This is a genomic window from Anaeromicropila herbilytica, from assembly GCF_016591975.1.
Classification (GTDB): Bacteria; Bacillota; Clostridia; order Lachnospirales; family Lachnospiraceae; genus Anaeromicropila; species Anaeromicropila herbilytica.
This window is the reverse complement of record NZ_AP024169.1, coordinates 2,794,951-2,814,993: the sequence shown is the minus strand read 5'-3', so window position 1 is coordinate 2,814,993 and position 20,043 is coordinate 2,794,951. Positions and strand designations below refer to the sequence as shown.

The following is a 20,043-nucleotide window of genomic DNA, read 5'->3' as shown; positions in this document are numbered from 1 at the left end:
AATGACCTGACAAAAAAGTGAGAATAGACTATGAAAATGGAAAAAGAGTTTTATAAAAAATTAATGGGGCTAGTATTGCCGATTGCATTTCAAAATTTTATGCTTGCTGTAGTGAGTGCATCGGATGCAATTCTGCTAGGGTTTTTAAATCAAGATGCTTTATCAGCTGTTGCTCTAGCAGGGCAGATCCAGTTTGTGCACAGTTTATTTATCATGGCGTTCGTGATTGGAACGACCATTTTGGTGGCACAATACTGGGGTAAAGAAGATGCCGTATCTATTGAAATCATTTTTGCTTATGTGCTTAAACTTGTAGGAATCGTATCAGTTGTGTTTAGCTTAGCAGCATTGATCTGTCCGGAACTTCTCATGAAGATATTTACTTCTGATACTACTCTGATTCAGATGGGTTCAGCATTTCTTAGAGTAGTATCCATATCATATTTGCTTTCCGGAATATCACAGATTTATTTATGTATGTTAAAGAATATGGAGTGTGCATCAAAGAGTACATTAATCAGTTCGACTGCTGTCGTGGTCAATATTCTTCTGAATATTATATTAATCTTTGGTATGCTCGGTGCACCGGCTATGGGAATCAAGGGATCAGCAGTTGCAACGGTCATAGCAAGAGCAATTGAACTACTTTGGAGCGTTTGGAGCTTGAGACAAAGAAATGTTATACATTTAAAGTGGAACTATCTTAGAAATACAGATCTAATGTTGAAAAAGGATTTTTGGAGATTCACAGCACCGGTATTGGGAAATGAAATTGCCTGGGGTGGAGGCTTTACGATGTTCTCTGTAATTATGGGGCATTTGGGAAGTGATGCTGTAGCCGCTAATGCAATTGCAAATATAGTGAAGAATCTAATCGTCTGCATCAGTCTTGGAATTGGTAGTGGTGGAAGCATCATGGTAGGAAATGAACTGGGAAGAGGAATGCTTGATAAGGCAAAGGATTACGGAAAAAAACTGGTACAGTTTTCAATTATATGTGGAGTCATTTCAGGGGTTATTTTATTATCAATACGACCAGCGATATTGCACTTTTCAACTCTGAGCCAAGAAGCTACACAATTGTTATCGATGATGCTTCTAATCTGCGCATATTATTTGATTGGAAAATCAGTGAATTCAACAGTAATAAGTGGAATCTTTTGCGCAGGAGGAGATACCAGATTTGGATTGATCTGTGACACAATAACGATGTGGGTCATTGTGATTCCACTTGGTTTTATCGCAGCATTCTACTTAAAACTTCCTGTCATTATCGTATATTTCATATTAAATATGGATGAGATAATAAAGTTACCAGCTGTATATAAACACTATAAGCAATATAAATGGGTAAAGGATCTTACAAGGATATGATATAAAGATGGAGGAATCTTATTATGACAATGAGGGAACGTGTGGAATCAGGAAAATTATTTACAGATTATTGTGAAGGTCTGCCAGAAGACAGGGTAAAATGTAAGTTAAGTATAATGAAATTTAATGCAAGCAGACCAGATGATGTTCAGAATCGTATGCAGTGTATGAATGAATTATTTGGAACAGAGGTAAAGGCATGGATCGAACCTCCTTTTTATTGCTGCTATGGAACGAATATTGAACTTGGAGAAGGAAGTTATATTAATTTTAACTGTAACTTTGTGGATGATGGTAAGATAAAGATTGGGAAAAAAGTAATGTTTGGACCAGCAGTTACCATTGCAACAGTTGGACACCCGATTAATCCTGATATGAGAGAATATATGTATACAGATCCAGTGATAATAGAGGATAATTGTTGGATTGGAGCAAGCGCTACAATCTGTCCAGGAGTTACCATTGGAGAAAATAGTGTGATAGGTGCTGGCAGTGTTGTTGTAAAAAATATTCCGGCAAACTCTATAGCGGTTGGAAACCCATGCAGAGTGGTTCGAGAAATTAATGAGAATGATAAGAAGTATTATTATAAAGACAGAGAAATTCTCGAAGAAGATTAAAGGAAGAAAAGAAATTAAGATAGTCCTGATAGATTTAAATTCCATATTATGGTATGCTTATTATGAATATGAGTTGCTTGACAAATGACCTGTTTCAAAATCTTGCCTGGCAATTTGCACAAAACAGAAAAAGCGAATGTGCCTTTGAGTATGTATTAGAAGATCTTGTTCTCGGATCATTTCGTGTTATATGCTAGGACAGATCTGTCTGAGTAAAGCGAGTTATCTGTCCTAGCATATGTTTTACACAAAATGCTCTGAGAACTAGAACTTCTTATACATACTCAATGAAGCATGAGTTTTTCTGTTTTGTGCAAATTGCCTAGACTGTCTCCCAAACAGGTCATTTGTCGGGCAACTCATAATATGAAAATAAGCAGGTGATAGACTTTGAAGAATGATATTGTAATCAAAAATGCAAGAATTCATAATCTTAAAAATGTTGATGTATCTATACCAAAGCATAAGCTTACAGTTATAACTGGTGTGTCTGGAAGTGGAAAATCCAGCCTTGCTTTTGATACTCTTTACGAGGAGGGAAAGCGACGTTATCTTATGTTTTCAGGTACGCAGTTCATGATTGATAACATTCCTACCTTTGATAGTATTAATGGGCTTTCACCAACTGTAGCAGTTGAGCAGAGAATTATTCGTCAGTCCAATCCTAGAAGTACGGTTGGAACAAAGATCAAGATCAGTGCAATGTTATCCGCATTATATGCAAATTTTGGTGAACGTTCTCTTGAATACGATAATGGTGTACCTCTAGATATTGCTATGTTTCAGAGAAATTCTCCTCGTGGAATGTGCGTGAAATGTTTGGGTAAGGGTGTTGCAAAATGTCTTGATGAAGATGCTTTATTTGCTGATACAACACAGCATATCTGTGATATTGCATGTGAACTTGGTAGAAGAGGCCAAACAAGAAATATGCTTGAGGAACTTTGTAGAAATCACAACATGAATATGTGGGAGGACAGGCTTTGCGACCTTTCCGATGAACAAATAGATTTTCTGAAATATGGTGATAATGGGATATCGAGATTTGATGGGTTTATACCGTGGATCTATATGATTATTAATGGTGGATTAGGATCATCTGGGCGGCTTGCACACCTACTAACAAATGCTGATATGCTTCAACAAAAGGTTTGCCCAAAATGCGGTGGAACAGGATTAGGCGAACAAGCTACTCATACAACCTTTGGAGGTAAGACAATAACTGAGCTTGAACATATGTATATACACGATTTACTTGCATTTTTCGAGAAGCGTTCTGACGATAAAAACCCACTTTTGAAGGAAATCATAACAAAGCTATCTTGTATGGTTGATGTTGGGCTCTATCATCTTGCATTATCACGTCCGGTCCCAACACTATCTGGTGGTGAGATTCAACGTTTATTCCTTGCGAGTTATATAATTGCTGAGATGGATTCTATCATTTTTGTTTTTGATGAGCCAACAATTGGACTCCACGAGGTGGAAAAAGAAAACTTAATTAAAATTGTTCATAAGCTTGTTGACAGTGGTAATACAGTTATTGCAGTTGAACATGATGAAAACTTTATGAGACATGCGGATTATATTATTGATATGGGACCAGAGGCTGGAGTGCGTGGAGGAGTAAAAATATATGAGGGAGGTTACGATGAGTTCTTAAAATGCCAAACATCAAAGACTTCACCGTATCTATCAAATGAAATCGGATTTAAAATAAAGTCAGATTATCGACCTATTAACAAAGATAAAATGCTGGTACTATCAAATGCAAATATACATAATCTTAAAAATGTTACAGTTCACATACCATTAGGTGTAATGGTTGGAGTGGCTGGTGTATCGGGTAGCGGAAAATCCAGTTTGATTTCAGATACCCTCGTTCCAAAACTAAAGGAACTACTTAGAACAAAGTGCGTCTCCGATGATGAGATATCAGAAACAGTTGATGCATGCTTAACTGGAATTGAAAATATGAAGCGTTGCTATATTATCGATCAGCGACCTATTGGAAGAAGTCGTACTTCTTGTCCAGCTACATACACTGGGATATTTGACCGGGTTAGAACACTTTTTGCTGCAACAGAACAAGCGAAAGAATGTGGTTATACAGCAGGACTTTTTTCTGTAAACAGTGAAGGAGGTTGTCGTAAATGCAAGGGTGACGGCGTGGTGCATTACCATGTTGGTTTTGGCAATTTTATCGATGTGGATTGTGAGGATTGTGGTGGTAGTGGATATATTCCAGAAGCAATGGAGATAACGCTAGATGGTAAAAATATTCGTGAGATTCTTGAAATGAGTGTTGATGAAGCGAAGGATTTCTTTACTGAAAAAGATAAGGTTATAACAAATATACTGAATATTCTAAAGCGTGTTGGAATGGGATATATTAAGCTTGGACAGGCTACACCGACAATATCTGGTGGTGAAAGTCAGCGTATCAAGCTTGCAAAAGAGTTATCGAAAGGGAAGAATGCAAAGGGTGCGTTATACATTCTAGACGAGCCTACGACTGGACTTTCTTTTTATGATAGTGAGAAGCTATTAGACCTTTTAAATGAACTTGTTGAATATGGTAATTCAATTATAATAACCGAGCATGATCCTTATGTGCTTTCAAATTGCGATTACATTATTGAAATGGGTGAAGGTGGAGGAAGTGATGGAGGAGAAGTTATTTCACATGGTAATCCAATGGAATTAAAAAACAATCCAAAATCTATTATAGGACGGTATTTGAAATGAATATAGATATAGAAATTGATGAATATATCAAGAAAAAGCGTTATCGTCAAGTCAATAGCGTTCTTGTTAGTAAAAATAGTGAAATAATTGCAGAACGTTATTATAATGGGTTTAATAAAGATAGCCGAAATCCTATAAAATCTGTTGCCAAAAGTATAATGTCTATCGGTGTTGGAATTGCACTTGACAAAGGGTTGATATCAAGCATTGATGAGCCAATCTGTAAGTATATATCTGAATTTAACGAACGTCGTGACCCGTTTCATAAAATGATTACAATAAGGCATCTTCTTACAATGACTTCGGGAATCTTATGGAATGGGGGAGTGCATTATCATTGTCCAATGTTAATGCAAATGAAACACTCTAACAATTGGATATCACATATAACAGATTGTGTGGTTACGAATCGACCAGGAACAAAATACAACTATAAAGAGTGGGATGTAATTCTGTTAGCAAAGGTTCTCGATAGCATAGGTAGCGATATGTTTGATTTGATAAACGAAAATCTATACAAACTGTTAGGTATTCATAGCGAACGTTGGTATAAAAGCACTTGCGGAGTATATTATAGTGTTGCAGATGGTGACGAGGATGAAAACGAAAGTTTATCCAATCTTACAGCAAGGGAAATGCTTAAGATTGGACAGCTATTATTACAGAAAGGATTCTATAATAATAAGCAGATTATTTCTAGTGATTATATGGAACAAGCTGTTACACCAACTCAATCGAATCCAAGTTATGGCTATTTGTTCTGGCGCGGTGAGAATTGGTATGGTTGTAGAGGATATGGTGGTCAGAGAATCATTGTGATACCGAAGAAGGAACTTGTTATCGTTACACAGGCTACTCCAACTTCAAGGGGTATGAGTTATGATGATGTTATTTGGTTTTGTGAGGGGTTAGTGTGAAATAAAGCGTTTCACACCTTGAAAGGAATTTTTTTGTTACTAGCACTTCAAAAACTATAATAATATAAGCATTTCGTTATAGCATTTACCATTTTCCAGGATTGGTATCATCCGGTATTAGATGGTTTACGATATCATGATAATGCTTCGCTTTTTGTTCCATGTACTCCATTCGTTGCCTTGCTTCTTCATATTGAGCATATGCACGTTCTCTTTGTTTTAAGATTATTTCATACCGAGTATTTATCGTAGAATCACCTTCTAGACACATATAAATATAGCGTTTGATATCATCAAGTGACATGCCACAATCTTTTAGATATTTAACACCTGTTAGCCAATTAACAGATTCCTCGTCGAACAGACGAATGTTATTTTTATCGCGCTTTACGCTTGGAACCAATCCCTTATCTGTATAAAAACGGATCGTATGCTCGGAAAGATCTAATTTTTGTGCTATTTCTTTTACTGTATACAATTATTTTCCTCCAACTATAAATCAAAATACTAATTAGCACTCTATAAAAGGCGTTAATAAAACACGCTAAAAAACACGTTAATAAAACATTAACTTGAAAAATGTATGTTTAAGGAGTCAAAAGTCTTATTTTAGTTTGCTGAGAATCTCTTTTATTATATAATCGCGCCGAACGAAGTGAGAGTGCATCCGCCGGAGGCTGTCGAATTCCCATGCTTCATTTATATTCGTAGTAAAGTCAAAAAATTAGCATGGGAGTTTGACACCCTAACTATTTAAGATAATGTAAAATTAATATAAGACGAAAAAATACTTGACTTCGAGTAACTCCAAGGGAATAGAATGATTATAACATACCAATTGTATTAAAGCAAAGTATGGATAAAGGTACAGGAATACTGTAGCTGAACATGAATTAGGTAAGTCTGTACCAATATAAGAATTTCAAGATATCGAATGGAGGATAATTATGGGACATTTAGGTGAAGATATTAAAAAGCTAGGTTTTGGATTGATGAGATTACCAAAGAAAGATGAAGTTATTGATCTAGAGCAGGTTAAGGAGATGGTTGATCAGTTTCTTGATTCAGGATTTACCTATTTTGATACCGCATGGGCTTATGCAGGTAGTGAAGATGCGATTCGTAAAGCCTTGGTGGAACGATATCCAAGAGATCGATTCCAACTTGCAACCAAGAATGCTGCTTGGATTAACTGTAAAACAAGAGAAGAAGCAATTTCACAATTTGAGACATCGTTAAAACAGACTGGTGCTGGATATTTTGATTACTATCTATTACATAATTTAGGTGAGAGTAGGACAAAATTCTTCGATGATTATGATATGTGGAGCTTTGTACAGGAGAAGAAGAAAGAGGGATTGATTAAGCATGTAGGTTTTTCTTTTCATTCTACACCAGAGGAATTAGAAGAAATCTTAATGGCTCATCCAGAGATGGAATTTGTTCAATTACAAATCAATTATGCAGACTGGGAGAATCCAGCGATTCAGTCAAGAGCCTGCTATGAAGTCGCGAGAAAGTACAATAAACCAGTTATTATTATGGAACCAATAAAGGGTGGTTTACTAGCCGTTCCGCCTGAAAAAGTGACGAATATATTTGACAGTGCCAATCCAGAAGCATCTTATGCATCATGGGCAATTCGTTTTGCAGCGAGTCTAGAGGGTGTTATTACTGTTTTGTCTGGTATGAGTAGTATTGAGCAGATGGAAGATAATCTATCTTATATGAAAGATTTTACTAAGCTTTCAGAGGAGGAACGTGAAACAATTAATAAGGCACAAGAAGCACTCGATAGTATTCCATTGATTCCATGCACCACTTGTAATTATTGCGCCAAAGTCTGTCCAATGAATATTGGTATATCTGGTTCTTTCACAGCAATGAACTATCTGACAATATATCAGAAGAAGGAAGTTGCAAAAGGGCAAGAGAGTTGGTTAGTTGGTGGACATGGTAAAAAGAGCGCCTGTGATTGTATTCAATGTGGCAAATGTGAGCTAGTATGTCCACAGCATATAGCAATAAGAGATGAACTTGTAAATGTGAATAATACGCTAGGAAAATAAAGAATATATATGCATCAAGCTTTACACGAACGGAGAAGTCATTGGATATCTGGAAGAATTGCACGATTCTCGTGAGATAGAGGGAGTAATATATGATATCTAACATCAGAAAGCCATACATGAGTATGGCTTTCTGATGTTACTTTTTTATTATTCTAATGCTTTTATAAATGCAACTCATAAGTTACGTTTTCTTGCTTGTTCAATAATTTTAATGCTTCATCTTTGGAGATTGTACCCTTTAATTCATAAAATTTTAAAGCCACAACATATTTAACGATTATCCTATTATTCTTTTCATAGACTTTATATTTTGTATATTGGTTATAAGAATGGAATGTTTGAATTTCCTTTTCTAAATTCTCTACAAGAAATCTGTTGTCCTTTTCTGTTATTTCTACTAGATTCCCTTTCTTACTTTTCCAAATGTATTGATTGAACGAACCCGCTCCATCTTCTCGTAATATTTTATTTACTTGAATAAGCGAGTAGTTATTTATAGTTTCTTCCTTTGGTAAATTGGTATATTTTTGGGTGTAAGAACTTTTAATTAAATTGTAGTAATCATCTATGTTAAAAGTAATAATAAAATTGTATATAATGCGAGTTAGTTCTTTTAGCTTTTCAATATCTAATTCTTCTAATGGATTATTGGTATCATCTTTTATTTTAGCATTTTCGTCAGCAAAATAAATTGCTGGTATTCCTCCCATGTAAAAAGATGTATGATCACTCGCTTCACTTCTGGAATGTTGAAATTTATGATATTCATCCATGAGCAAAGACAAAGCATTCATCTGATAAGAATAAGTTTTTAATGCCACCTTATTATTGCCCTTTTCACCTACAACATCTATGTTGATACAGCCTAGAGCTTCATCCTTTTCTTCTTTCGTTAAACGAGATATAAAATAGGAAGAACCTTGCATTCCAGCTTCCTCTGCACTAAAAAATATAAATTCAATGTTGATTGGTAGATTTATTCCCTGTAACTGTCTTGCAATCTCCATTGCAACCACTATGCCAGAACCATTATCTCTAATTCCATTTGTATCCGTGGTTGTATCATAATGAGCTGTAATATATAAAGTCTTTTTGTTATCTGGATGTGCAGTTGTAGCAATAAGATTCATTCCTTTTCCAACACTATCTTTCACATCAGTATATTTATTGAAATATTCCCATAAAGTTGCTGAATATATGTCTTTGATAGTTTTATTATAAACATAGAATTCCTGAGTTTGCGTTCTATAACCGTATTCAGTCATTTTATTTATAAGATAGTCCAAAGCACTATCCTCGCCATCCGTATCAAATTTACGAGGACTTTTACATATTTCCTTTAGGTTATTTAATAGTTCGTTTTCATCTATGTTATTGTTTTTTATTATCTTAGGGGTTACGGTAGGCGTTGTAATAGGAGTTTCAGTTTGGACTATAGTATCTTTTTCATTTTTTTCTTCGCCAAAGGTGTTTATCTGTTTTTGGCTATTATTGTTTTCTTTATTATGATATGAACATCCTGTAAATGATAGCAAAATAAGCATAAATAAAATGATTTTCTTCATTATTCCTCCAGAAATAGAAAATAACATAATGATATATAGCCAACTATCTAAAAGATAATTGGTATATATCATTATGTTATTAAAAAATACAAGGTTTTATTCTATATATTTTATTAGACCGCTTCTTCTGAAACAGGATTCTCTTTGGATAAGAACTTCATAGCAAGCTCTTCCTTTAAACCGTTTGTAGTTCGCTTAACTTTCGCAATTCGATAATATTCGCATTTATAATTGACATGATCAAGGGCTTTTTGCAGGTCTGCCATTTGCTTTTCGGTCTTTTCTTTTTGTTCAATAAATAGCTGATAACGCTTATCTATTGTTGAATCGCCTTCTTCGCACCATTCAAAAAATAGTTTGATGTCTTTTAACTGCATGCCCGTTGTCTTTAAACAGTCAATCATTTTTAGGCATTCAATATCTGAGTCGTTAAAGACACGAATATTTCCTGAAGTTCTGTTTACTAAAGGAAGTAATCCTTCTTTATCATAATAACGTATTGTTGAGATAGAGATATTTAGCATTTCTGCTACTTCGCCAATGGTATATGTCATAATAACCTCCGTATAATTAAATTCTTTGATAGGATTTTGAAAAGCCTTATTTTAGTGTACTGAGTGTATATCACTGTATAATTATGAATTTTGGCTACCTTTCCTTCTAACATTATATTTTTTACAAGCCTCAGGACAAGTGAAAATACAAACGTCGAGAGTGAAAGCGTTTTTCTTTCACGCTTATACAGCAATATACACAATTTAGGTAGAGAAAGGCTTTTGGCACTGTTATCTAAATAATAAATTATAAAAAATTTATAAAAACTATTGACCTAAAGTTAGGTTTAGGATGTATGATGCTTTCATCATACTTTATTGATTACAATTTTTCAAGTGAAAATTATTTGCTTCGAGAAAAATTGTTTTTAGAAAGATAGGAAAGAAGGAATATAAAATGAAATTATCAACTTCCATAGAGAATCTAAATAATCACCTATTTCCAGAAACGGAAACTAGGCTTATGCAAACAGATCCAGAATTCATGCAATTTTTTCAACATTTTGCATTTGATGAAGTAGCAAATCAGGATGACTTAGATGATAGTAATAAGTGTATGGCTATCTTAGCGACGCTAATTGGTTGTCAAGGAATAGAGGCATTTAGAGAGATACTTCCAAAGGTGCTTGAGCTTGGATTAACACCAATAGAAGTAAAAGAGGTAGTATATCAAGCTACTGCATATCTTGGTTTTGGAAGAGTACTTCCATTCTTAAATATAGTGAATGACATCTTAACAAAGAAGGGAATATCTCTTCCTCTTGAGGGACAATCCAATACGACTCCAGAAGATCGTTTACAAAAAGGTGTGCAAATGCAGGTCGATATCTTTGGGGAACAAATGAAAGAGTTCTATCAATCAGGACCAAAAGAGTCAAGGCATATCAATCTATGGCTTGCAGACAATTGTTTCGGAGATTATTACACCAGGGGTGGGCTTGATATGAGGCAAAGAGAAATGATTACTTTTTGTTTTCTATCAGCACAAGGTGGCTGTGAACCACAACTGACCAGTCATGCGTTAGCGAATATGAAGATAGGAAATGATAGAGATTTTCTAATCAAAGTATTGTCACAGTGTATTCCGTATATTGGATATCCAAGAAGTTTAAATGCACTGAACTGTATCAAGGAAGCTTATAGTTTATTGAAAAAAGCAGAAGCAAATAAATAGTAGAATATTAATAGGTTAATTGAGAGATATAGAAAGGAAGTTCTAAATTGCATAAATATAGAGAACAGAAGTTTATAGGAGAAAGAGCATTATTCCAAGCGCATGATCTGGATATTGATTACTGTACATTTACAGATGGAGAATCACCACTAAAAGAGAGTAGTAATCTTGAGATAACGAACAGTTTATTCCAATGGAAATATCCTCTTTGGTATTGTAACAATGTAACAATGAAAGATAGCGTTATGTTCAATATGGCAAGAGCGGGTATCTGGTATACCAATCACATCAATATGAGTAATGTAACGATTGAAGCGCCTAAAGCATTTAGACGATGTAAGAACATTGTATTGGATCAGGTGGAGATGACGAACGCATCCGAGACACTTTGGAACTGCAGTCAAATCACAATGAAAAATGTAACTGCTAAGGGTGATTATTTTGCAATGGGTAGTTCAGATATCGATATCGATGGATTTACTCTAGTAGGCAATTATTCTTTTGATGGAGTAAAGAATCTTACAATACGTAACGCGAAGCTTCTATCGAAAGATGCTTTCTGGAATAGTGAAAATGTAACAGTTTATGATTCCTTTATATCTGGTGAGTATCTAGGATGGAATTCCAAAAATGTTACGCTAATTAATTGTACAATAGAGAGTCTACAAGGAATGTGTTACATGGAAAATGTAATTCTTAAAGATTGTAAATTACTGAATACAAATCTAGCATTCGAATATTCTACAGTTGAAGCTACGGTTGATAGTGAAATAGAAAGTGTGAAGAATCCTTATTCAGGTAGCATTACAGCTAAGAGTATCGGTGAAGTAATATTTGATGATACGAAGATATCAAAGGAGAATACGAGTATCATAACGGAAGAAGAAAAGTTAGCTAAGATTGTGTAATGTTATAAGAATGTAAGTGTTAAAAGGAGGACAGGTAGATGAAATTCGATTTTGACAACCTGGTAGATAGAAGAAATACTAATTCCTTAAAATGGGATGTTGCAGAACATGAACTTCCAATGTGGGTAGCAGATATGGATTTTCAGACAGCACCTGCAGTTATTCAAGCATTGGAACACAGAGTACAAACGGGAATCTTTGGTTACTCTGTTGTGACAGATGCATGGACAGAGTCAATTAGGCAATGGTGGAGTAGAAGACATAGGTTTCAGATAGAAAAGGATTGGATTATATTCTGTACAGGAGTTGTTCCAGCAATCACATGCGCAGTGAAAAGGTTAACTAATGTAGGCGATAATATTCTGGTACAGACACCAGTCTATGATATCTTTTTTCACTCCATTGAGAATCATGGAAGACATGTCTTAGAAAATAAATTGAGTTATGATGGTGAGAAGTACGAGATTGACTTTGAGGACTTAGAAGAAAAGTTATCCCATCCGTTAACAACCATGATGATATTGTGTAATCCACATAATCCAATCGGTAAGATCTGGAGTAAAGAAGAGCTATTTAAAATAGGTGAACTATGTGCGAAACATCATGTAGTAGTTATATCAGATGAGATTCATTGTGATTTAGCTGATCCTGGATATGAATACATACCATTTGCATCAGTATCAGAGAAATGTTCTGATAATAGCGTTACGTGCATCGCAGCAAGCAAAGCATTCAATCTAGCAGGATTACAGTCAGCTGCAGTTATAATTCCTAATGAAGCTCTAAGACAGAAGATGGATCGTGGACTGAATTCCGATGAAATAGCAGAACCAAATATATTTGCAGTGGATGCTATGGTTGCTGCATTTACAGAAGGCGAAGAATGGTTAGATGATTTACTAGCTTACCTTGAGAATAACAAAAGAACAGTAGAAGAGTTTCTGAAAAAGGAAATACCAAATGTAAAGTTGGTGTCATCCCATGCAACTTATCTACTATGGCTTGACTGTAGTGAAATACTAGGAGATGCTACTGAGCTATGTCACTTCATCAGAAAAGAAACAGGCCTTTATTTATCAGAAGGAAGTAAGTACAGAGGGAATGGACATCGGTTTATTCGAATGAATATAGCTTGTCAGGCGAAGAGACTGGAAGATGGTTTGCAACGCCTGAAAAAAGGTGTAAAAGCTTATGAAAAGTGGGTGGTTGAACAATGTTAATTGTATGTTTCACTGAGTGCTTTCATTCATAGATAATATGAAGCAATTTACTATAAATAAAATAAAAAGAATTACAACCAAACTAAAAAATAACCAGATAAAAAAGGAGAACAGAATATGTATTTAGAAAAAATTAATTCACCACAAGATGTGAAAAGATTATCATTAGAAGAGTTAAATCAATTAAGTGAAGAAGCGAGAGAAACGTTACTAACCAAATTAAGTGAGCATGGCGGACATATCGGACCTAATCTTGGTCTTGTAGAGCTTACCGTAGCTCTTCATTATGTATTTGATTCACCAAAAGATAAGATTGTATATGATGTTTCCCATCAAAGTTACGTTCATAAGATGTTAACAGGAAGAAAAGATGCCTTCTTAATACCAGAAAAGTATGATGTCGTATCAGGTTATTCTAATCCAGAGGAAAGTGAGCATGATTTCTTTAATATCGGACATACTTCAACTTCCATCAGTCTTGCGTGTGGACTTGCAAAGGCAAGGGACCTTAAGGGAGACAATGAAAATATCATCGCTCTAATTGGAGATGGTTCCTTAAGTGGTGGCGAAGCATATGAAGGGTTAAATAATGCAGCAGAAGCTGGAACTAATATGATTATCATAGTAAATGATAATGAACAATCAATATCAGAAAATCATGGAGGTCTATATAAAAACCTAGCTGAATTAAGAGAAACCGAAGGAAAAAGTGAATGTAATTTCTTTAAGGCAATGGGACTAGATTATCTATATGTAAAAGACGGTCATGATATAGAAGCTTTGATCGAAGCTTTCCAAAGCGTGAAAGATACGAATCGACCTATCGTAGTACATGTTCACACAATCAAAGGAAAAGGTTATAAGTTTGCAGAGGTTAATAGAGAAATGTATCATGCAGGACCTCCATTCAACAGAGAAACTGGAGAATACAAATTCTCTATGTCAGATCCTGAAAGCTATGCGAATAGAACAGCAGAGTATCTGTTAGATACAATGAAGAAAGATCCAACCGTTGCAATGATTACATCAGCGACGGCACCTGGATTTGGTTTTGTTCAAGAAAGAAGAGAACTTGCAGGAAAGCAATATATTGATGTAGGTATTGCGGAAGAGCATGCAGTAGCCCTAGCTTCGGGCATGGCGAAAAACGGTGCTAAACCGGTATATTGCGTATATAGTACATTTTTACAACGAACTTACGACCAACTTTCCCAAGATTTATGTATTAATAATAACTCAGCACTTTTATTAGTATTTGCAGCATCTGTCTATGGAATGAGTGATGTAACACATCTTGGATTATTTGATATTGCTATGATGGGAAATATTCCGAATATGGTTTACTTAGCGCCAACTTGCAAAGAGGAATATTTTGCAATGCTTGAATGGGGAATTCATCAAAAAGACCATCCAGTTGCAATCCGTGTTCCATCAAATGGTATGATATCAAGTGGAGTAGAAGATACTACAGATTATTCTATTCTTAATAAATATCAAATTAGTAAAAAAGGAAAAGACGTTGCTGTCATTGCATTAGGTGATTTCTATCAACTTGGAGAAAGTGTGGTGGAAGCTCTAGTGAAAGAACAAGGAATTAACGCAACTTTAATCAATCCAAAATATATTACTGGCCTAGATGAAGATGTATTAGAAAGTTTAAGAGATGAGCATAAATTAGTAATTACGTTGGAGGATGGAATCCTAGAAGGTGGTTTTGGTGAAAAGATTGCAAGTTATTATGGTCCATCTGATATGAAAGTTAAGAATTATGGTATTAAAAAGGGCTTCCCAGATCGTTATGTTGTAGAGGAATTATTAAAAGAAAACGGAATCACTGTGGAGCAGATTGTTGAGGATGTAACTACTATTGTTAAGAAGTAAATGAAACAGGATTTTAAGACTATATTATTATACTTGTAAAAGGATGTTGCTATGCAAAAGGTTGTAGCTATGTAAAAGGTTGTAGCTATTAACAGAAAATAAATATATCGTCAGAAGTCCCTTGCTTTTATGAGGCTTCTGACGATTTTTCATTTCTAGAGTTTTGAGTCGGTTTGAGTCCACTAAAAGAGCAAAAGAGCCGATGCAAATGTGCATAAGCCCTTATAATCATTTCTTTATTCTTTAAAGTCAACATGTGGTGTTGCTATACACACTATTTTCCCATTAATTGAGTAATTTGTTTTGCATAGCTTTTTACTAGAACCAACCGTCTTTTGGGTTTTACCATTATATCTTTCGTAGAGAATATCTTCACACTTATGATATGCATCCCAGTAATAGTCATCCACCGTCTTTCCATCCCATAACCAGTAGAAATATACTTCTTGTTCACCTTCATCAATGACTGTGTTTAAAAGATATTTACTTGTTTTGCCGCTAACAACTTTGGAATAATCACCATATATTTTTGTCTGATTTACAACTGGCTCAGCTGTTGTTGTCACTGGTGGTTCTGTTGTTTCTGTTGTTGCAGTTGGGTCTAGCGTTGCTGTTGGCTCTGTTGTTTCTACAATTTTATAGGCTTTGATTTTGAAATAGTAAGTCTTATTCTTTTTGACATCGCTAGTTGTATAAGAAGTACCATCTGTTGTTTTAACTTTCTTGTACCCAGTGGATTCATTTGTTGACATATACACGTCATAACCATTAGCACCATTTACTTTTGTCCAAGTTACTTTTAAGTCAGCACCTACAGGTGTGTTTTGTATTTTTGCTGTTGTTATTCCGACTTTTTCACTTGCCTGCACATTTGAATATTGAGATAACCCTGTCACAATGAGTAGTGCCATCACTAATAGTCCCGCTATAATTCTTTTAAAATTAATCATAAATATTTCAACACTCTCCCTTAAAAATTCTAATTAGTAAAATATTACCATGTAGAGAATTACAAATCAATAGTATTAAAGTTTGCTTGTATTCTAATTTTTTCTGTACCCAAAGCACAGCTATTTCAGTGCTATTCTTTTAACGTTTAGTATTTTTGGATGACAAAAAAATAAACGAAGAATATATTACTATACATGTAAAATGACATTGTTATTAAATGGGAAAAAGATGTAATATAAATATAACAGCTAATTACAAGTACTATTAATAATTGGACATAGCTAGAATAACATTTCATGACAAATAAAATATTAAGGAGATTTAATGAAGAAGTATTTTTTATATGTTGGTTTATTTTTATTTGTTACATTACTAGTAACATCTCACTTTTTATTGAAAAATGAAAAAAAGAGAGATAAAGAAATAATAGAATTCGAACAAGTTTTTAATCAAAAATTACCTGATAAAATAACATTTAAAGAGATATATAACAGTTATTGTTCATTTCCTTATGAAGGTGTGAAATTATATTCTTATTCTTTTTCAGGTGAAAGTGTAGAAAAATTCATTTCAGAAATAAAAACTGATTCTTGGAATTCACTTCCACTTATGGAATCGCTAAATCTGTTAATATATGGTGGTTCTAAAAATAATACTGAGTATATGTATCACTTTGCTAATGAAGTTGGTTTACCAGAGATTAAAAATGGATATTGGAAATTTATTAATCGTAATAAAAATACTGATTTATTGAATTACTCTGCATATAATTTTTCATTAGCTATTTATGATAGCGATAATAATATATTATATTTTTTTAGAATTGACACCTAAATAAAAAGTAAAAATGAATATAAGAATAGATTGTTAATAAAAAAGTCAGAAGAATATTTTTTGTTTCTTCTGACTTTTTAAGTTTAGGTCAATTTCAGCTATTTGTTATGTTTGTTTTTTTTAGTAAGTGTATTACATAAGACTTGGAGCAAAGAAACTAATTGAAATTTTTTGATAAAATAATGACAGTTGTTTGAATGATAAAAATTAAGAGATTTTTCGTGTCTATTCAGTTACAGTGATAGAAAGGAGCATAAATAATCAAAGACTGGTTTACAAAAAATAAACATAAAAATAACAGGAATCGCTTTGATTTTAGAAAGTAACAAGACTATATTTATTAAAAAGAAACATATTATTCGGAGGATATCGATGAAGAAGATTACGAATAAATTTACATATCTTATCTATACCTGCTCTTTTTTAATTCTTTTACCAATTATATTTCTTCCTTTTTTACAGGAGGAGAAGACTTTTGTATGGAGCATAGATGGAATCAGTCAACATTATCCTATTCTTAGATACTATGGAGAGTTACTGCGAGGATTTATCTCAGGACAAGGCTTTCCAATGGTTGATTTTAAAGTGGGAATGGGCTTTGATACCATTACAACACTTCATTATTATGTTATAGGAGATCCACTTGCATTACTTGCTATCTTTATAACACCTCAGAATGAGGTCTTTCTATATGCATTTATTATTTTACTTCGCTTTTATTTGATAGGAATTAGTTTTATTATATTTTGCAAGTATTGGGAAAAGAAAGGTATCTCTGTGGTACTAGGAGCGTTGATCTATGTATTCTCAGGATATACGTTATATGAAGGAATTCGACATCCGTTTTTTATTAATTCCATGATCTATCTGCCATTGTTACTGATTGGATTGGAACAAGTACTTCGTCGAAAGAAACCATACCTTCTCGTAGCTATGACGTTTATTAGTACGATAAGCAATTTCTATTTTTTCTATATCATAACAGTAATTGCTGTTCTGTATGTTGTGATACAGTATCTATTCAACTATCATCAGTACTTTCGGAACAAAATATGGGGGCTTATTGCTACAGGATTACGAACAGGAGGATATTATCTAATTGGGATGCTCATGGGAAGTTTTCTGTTTTTACCGGTGGTATATGCCTTTTCGAATAATGGACGATTAGAGAGTGGACCAGAGTTACTGTCGGGGTTGTTACATTATGATAAAAAATATTATTTGTCCATCATACAAGAGTTTATAGCACCTGGTAAGATTATGGAATATTGCACACAATTGTCTTTTATATCGATTACAGTGGTTGGCCTTGTTATATTAGTATGTAATAAAACATATCGAAAGCTCTGTCTTGTCTTCTTTCTAGCATTTGGTGGTTTATTGATACCAGCGGTTGGATATTTTATGAATGGATTTTCTTATGTCACCAATCGTTGGAGTTTTCTAATTAGTTTTCTTATTAGTTTTATTTTTACTGTAACCTATGAGCGGATGTTCGAATTAAAGGTACTCGAGAAAATACTCTTGGTATTCGTTCTTCTTGGGTATGGTGTAGCTACATTTTTCTTTCCATCCAAAGGCATTGTGAAATATGAGTTTTTTGTATTATTGCTAGTCATTTCACTCATTTGCATCTTACAGATAAAGTGGTTTGTAAACAAAAGTTGGATTCGTGAGGGTATGATATTTGCTATAGTCTTAGTTACAATAGGGTTTCATGGATATGAATTTTATTCTTCGCATTATTATGGTTATGTAAGTTCATTTTTAACCAAGAAAGAGGTAGATGAATATACGAAGAAAGGCGCATTATCCTTATTATCTTCAACAAAAAAGGAAGAACTAGAGAATCCTAATACATCGAAAGAAGATAAATTAGAGAATGACTCCTTTTATCGCATTGAGACCTATGGTGAAATGTTGCAGAATGAAGCCCTTTGCTTAGATTATTATGATGTATCAGGTTATTATAGTTTGATGAATCAAGATGTGACATCCTATTTTAAAGAACTGGAATTATTCAGTCAAAGAGATGCATACCGATTTGATAATCTAGATAATAGGGCTATATTAGATGCTTTATCAAGTGTAAAATATTTTGCTACGACCAATAGAGGAACTGTTCCTTATGGATTCCAACTGTGCCAAGTAAAAAAGGTTGATACTAAAAATAGATACCTTTACAGGAATATGTATTCTCTACCACTTGGATATATTTACGAAAACTACATATTGGAGAAAGATTATAAGAAGTTAAATGCTTTAGAAAAACAGAATGCGATGTTAGATGCTGTAGTTCTTGATAATGAAAATGATCATGTTAAAAAGACAAAGCAGGATATGAGCATTGGTATTGAAAAAGTGGATACAAAGATAACACCTGATCAAAATGTGAATCTTAGTAATCATGAAGTCAAGATTCATAAAGCTGGAGCTAAGATTACTCTAGAATATGCTTCAAAGCCGAATTCAGAAACTTACATATGGCTGGAAAGATTCAATATTAAGCCAAAGATTGATGCAATTTCAACTGTTCGAATTGTGAATGATAAAAAAGTAATAAAGACAGTGAAAGTTAGAAGCAAGTATTATGATTCTTATTTTGGTAAAGAAAACTATTTATGCAATATTGGTGTTCAAAGTAACAATATAGATCGAAAAGAAGATAAGTCAACCATCACGATAAAGTTCCCAACGAAACAAACATATACTTATCAAAATCTAAATGTATATCGACTGGATATGAGCTATTTTACTAGCCAGATTGCACAGTTAAAGAAATCATCTTTACAAAATGTTGAGATACAAAATAATAAGATACAAGGAAATGTGACTTTAGATAAAAAAGGAGTCATGGTTTTAAGTATTCCTTATAGTAAAGGTTGGAATGCTTATGTTGACCATAAAAAAGTAAAAATATTACATGGCAATGTGATGTATATGGCAATTCCTCTAGAGGCTGGTAATCATGACATTGTCTTAAGATATGAGACTCCATATCTTAAAACAGGGCTCATTATTTCTGCAATTGATCTTATTACCTTTATCTTAATCATGAAATACCAGAAAATGAAAAGAAAATTGATTCATATAACAGAAGATTAGAAAAGAAAAATGATGATTCACTCAACAGAAGATTAGGAAAGAAAAATGATGATTCATACAACAGAAGATTAGAAAAGAAAAATGATGATTCATACAACAGAAAATTAGAAAGAAAAATGA

Annotated in this window: 15 protein-coding genes; 11 read left to right on the top strand and 4 right to left on the bottom strand. The window is 33.8% G+C overall.

The window, feature by feature from the left end; translation table 11 throughout:
• Positions 1-30: 30 nt before the first annotated feature.
• The 4 genes from bsdtb5_RS12170 (at position 31) to bsdtb5_RS12155 (ending at position 5,659) form a co-directional block, all read left to right on the top strand.
• Positions 31-1,374, top strand: coding sequence for an MATE family efflux transporter (locus bsdtb5_RS12170; RefSeq protein ID WP_271712257.1), 1,344 nt, complete (start codon positions 31-33; stop codon positions 1,372-1,374).
• Between the two features lie 23 nt (positions 1,375-1,397).
• The gene (locus tag bsdtb5_RS12165; protein ID WP_271712256.1) at positions 1,398-1,994 is read left to right on the top strand and encodes a sugar O-acetyltransferase; all 597 of its coding nucleotides are present in this window, start codon (positions 1,398-1,400) and stop codon (positions 1,992-1,994) included.
• A gap of 390 nt (positions 1,995-2,384) precedes the next feature.
• Positions 2,385-4,742 carry an excinuclease ABC subunit UvrA gene (locus bsdtb5_RS12160; protein WP_271712255.1) on the top strand — a complete coding sequence of 786 codons (2,358 nt, stop codon included), beginning with the start codon at positions 2,385-2,387 and terminating at the stop codon, positions 4,740-4,742.
• On the top strand, positions 4,739-5,659 hold the full coding sequence (locus tag bsdtb5_RS12155) for a serine hydrolase domain-containing protein (RefSeq protein WP_271712254.1): 921 nt from the start codon (positions 4,739-4,741) through the stop codon (positions 5,657-5,659). Before bsdtb5_RS12160 ends, bsdtb5_RS12155 begins: the two co-directional genes overlap by 4 nt.
• Before the next feature lie 85 nt (positions 5,660-5,744).
• On the opposite strand, the gene bsdtb5_RS12150 is transcribed toward bsdtb5_RS12155, so the two are convergent.
• Positions 5,745-6,137 carry a MerR family transcriptional regulator gene (locus tag bsdtb5_RS12150; RefSeq protein ID WP_271712253.1) on the bottom strand — a complete coding sequence of 131 codons (393 nt, stop codon included), beginning with the start codon at positions 6,135-6,137 and terminating at the stop codon, positions 5,745-5,747.
• 469 nt (positions 6,138-6,606) lie between these two features.
• Here bsdtb5_RS12150 and bsdtb5_RS12145 point away from each other — a divergent pair, with 469 nt between their 5' ends.
• Complete coding sequence (locus bsdtb5_RS12145; RefSeq protein WP_271712252.1) at positions 6,607-7,728, top strand: aldo/keto reductase; 1,122 nt, start codon at positions 6,607-6,609, stop codon at positions 7,726-7,728.
• Between the two features lie 164 nt (positions 7,729-7,892).
• Here bsdtb5_RS12145 and bsdtb5_RS12140 read toward each other — a convergent pair whose 3' ends face one another.
• Together bsdtb5_RS12140 and bsdtb5_RS12135 are read right to left on the bottom strand one after the other, a co-directional pair.
• On the bottom strand, positions 7,893-9,296 hold the full coding sequence (locus bsdtb5_RS12140; protein WP_271712251.1) for a M20/M25/M40 family metallo-hydrolase: 1,404 nt from the start codon (positions 9,294-9,296) through the stop codon (positions 7,893-7,895).
• 113 nt (positions 9,297-9,409) lie between these two features.
• A complete protein-coding gene (locus bsdtb5_RS12135) occupies positions 9,410-9,850 on the bottom strand; it encodes a MerR family transcriptional regulator (RefSeq protein ID WP_271712250.1) in 441 nt (146 codons plus the stop codon).
• Between the two features lie 397 nt (positions 9,851-10,247).
• Between bsdtb5_RS12135 and bsdtb5_RS12130 the strand changes: the two genes are divergently transcribed.
• From bsdtb5_RS12130 to bsdtb5_RS12115, 4 genes are all read left to right on the top strand, one after another.
• Positions 10,248-11,024 (top strand): carboxymuconolactone decarboxylase family protein, encoded by a 777-nt coding sequence (locus tag bsdtb5_RS12130; RefSeq protein ID WP_271712249.1) that lies wholly within the window; start codon positions 10,248-10,250, stop codon positions 11,022-11,024.
• A gap of 47 nt (positions 11,025-11,071) precedes the next feature.
• The gene (locus tag bsdtb5_RS12125) at positions 11,072-11,932 is read left to right on the top strand and encodes a DUF3737 family protein (RefSeq protein ID WP_271712248.1); all 861 of its coding nucleotides are present in this window, start codon (positions 11,072-11,074) and stop codon (positions 11,930-11,932) included.
• Positions 11,933-11,970: 38 nt separating this feature from the next.
• Positions 11,971-13,152 carry a MalY/PatB family protein gene (locus bsdtb5_RS12120; protein WP_271712247.1) on the top strand — a complete coding sequence of 394 codons (1,182 nt, stop codon included), beginning with the start codon at positions 11,971-11,973 and terminating at the stop codon, positions 13,150-13,152.
• Between the two features lie 117 nt (positions 13,153-13,269).
• On the top strand, positions 13,270-15,033 hold the full coding sequence (locus tag bsdtb5_RS12115) for a 1-deoxy-D-xylulose-5-phosphate synthase (RefSeq protein WP_271712246.1): 1,764 nt from the start codon (positions 13,270-13,272) through the stop codon (positions 15,031-15,033).
• Between the two features lie 236 nt (positions 15,034-15,269).
• Here the strand turns inward: bsdtb5_RS12115 and bsdtb5_RS12110 are convergent, their stop codons facing one another.
• A complete protein-coding gene (locus bsdtb5_RS12110; RefSeq protein WP_271712245.1) occupies positions 15,270-15,983 on the bottom strand; it encodes a fibronectin type III domain-containing protein in 714 nt (237 codons plus the stop codon).
• A gap of 325 nt (positions 15,984-16,308) precedes the next feature.
• Between bsdtb5_RS12110 and bsdtb5_RS12105 the strand changes: the two genes are divergently transcribed.
• Together bsdtb5_RS12105 and bsdtb5_RS12100 are read left to right on the top strand one after the other, a co-directional pair.
• Complete coding sequence (locus bsdtb5_RS12105) at positions 16,309-16,818, top strand: hypothetical protein (protein ID WP_271712244.1); 510 nt, start codon at positions 16,309-16,311, stop codon at positions 16,816-16,818.
• A 372-nt stretch (positions 16,819-17,190) separates the two neighbouring features.
• Positions 17,191-19,923 carry a YfhO family protein gene (locus bsdtb5_RS12100; RefSeq protein ID WP_271712243.1) on the top strand — a complete coding sequence of 911 codons (2,733 nt, stop codon included), beginning with the start codon at positions 17,191-17,193 and terminating at the stop codon, positions 19,921-19,923.
• Positions 19,924-20,043: the final 120 nt, after the last annotated feature.

What these genes read in the sequence shown, in the direction of transcription:
- bsdtb5_RS12145 (WP_271712252.1), top strand. Translation starts at nt 6,607, where the DNA reads ATGGGACATTTAGGTGAAGATATTAAAAAGCTAGGTTTTGGATTGATG.
- bsdtb5_RS12135 (WP_271712250.1), bottom strand. Translation starts at nt 9,850, where the DNA reads ATGACATATACCATTGGCGAAGTAGCAGAAATGCTAAATATCTCTATC.
- bsdtb5_RS12110 (WP_271712245.1), bottom strand. Translation starts at nt 15,983, where the DNA reads ATGATTAATTTTAAAAGAATTATAGCGGGACTATTAGTGATGGCACTA.
- bsdtb5_RS12120 (WP_271712247.1), top strand. Translation starts at nt 11,971, where the DNA reads ATGAAATTCGATTTTGACAACCTGGTAGATAGAAGAAATACTAATTCC.
- bsdtb5_RS12130 (WP_271712249.1), top strand. Translation starts at nt 10,248, where the DNA reads ATGAAATTATCAACTTCCATAGAGAATCTAAATAATCACCTATTTCCA.
- bsdtb5_RS12100 (WP_271712243.1), top strand. Translation starts at nt 17,191, where the DNA reads ATGAAGAAGATTACGAATAAATTTACATATCTTATCTATACCTGCTCT.
- bsdtb5_RS12115 (WP_271712246.1), top strand. Translation starts at nt 13,270, where the DNA reads ATGTATTTAGAAAAAATTAATTCACCACAAGATGTGAAAAGATTATCA.
- bsdtb5_RS12155 (WP_271712254.1), top strand. Translation starts at nt 4,739, where the DNA reads ATGAATATAGATATAGAAATTGATGAATATATCAAGAAAAAGCGTTAT.
- bsdtb5_RS12105 (WP_271712244.1), top strand. Translation starts at nt 16,309, where the DNA reads ATGAAGAAGTATTTTTTATATGTTGGTTTATTTTTATTTGTTACATTA.
- bsdtb5_RS12170 (WP_271712257.1), top strand. Translation starts at nt 31, where the DNA reads ATGAAAATGGAAAAAGAGTTTTATAAAAAATTAATGGGGCTAGTATTG.
- bsdtb5_RS12165 (WP_271712256.1), top strand. Translation starts at nt 1,398, where the DNA reads ATGACAATGAGGGAACGTGTGGAATCAGGAAAATTATTTACAGATTAT.
- bsdtb5_RS12140 (WP_271712251.1), bottom strand. Translation starts at nt 9,296, where the DNA reads ATGAAGAAAATCATTTTATTTATGCTTATTTTGCTATCATTTACAGGA.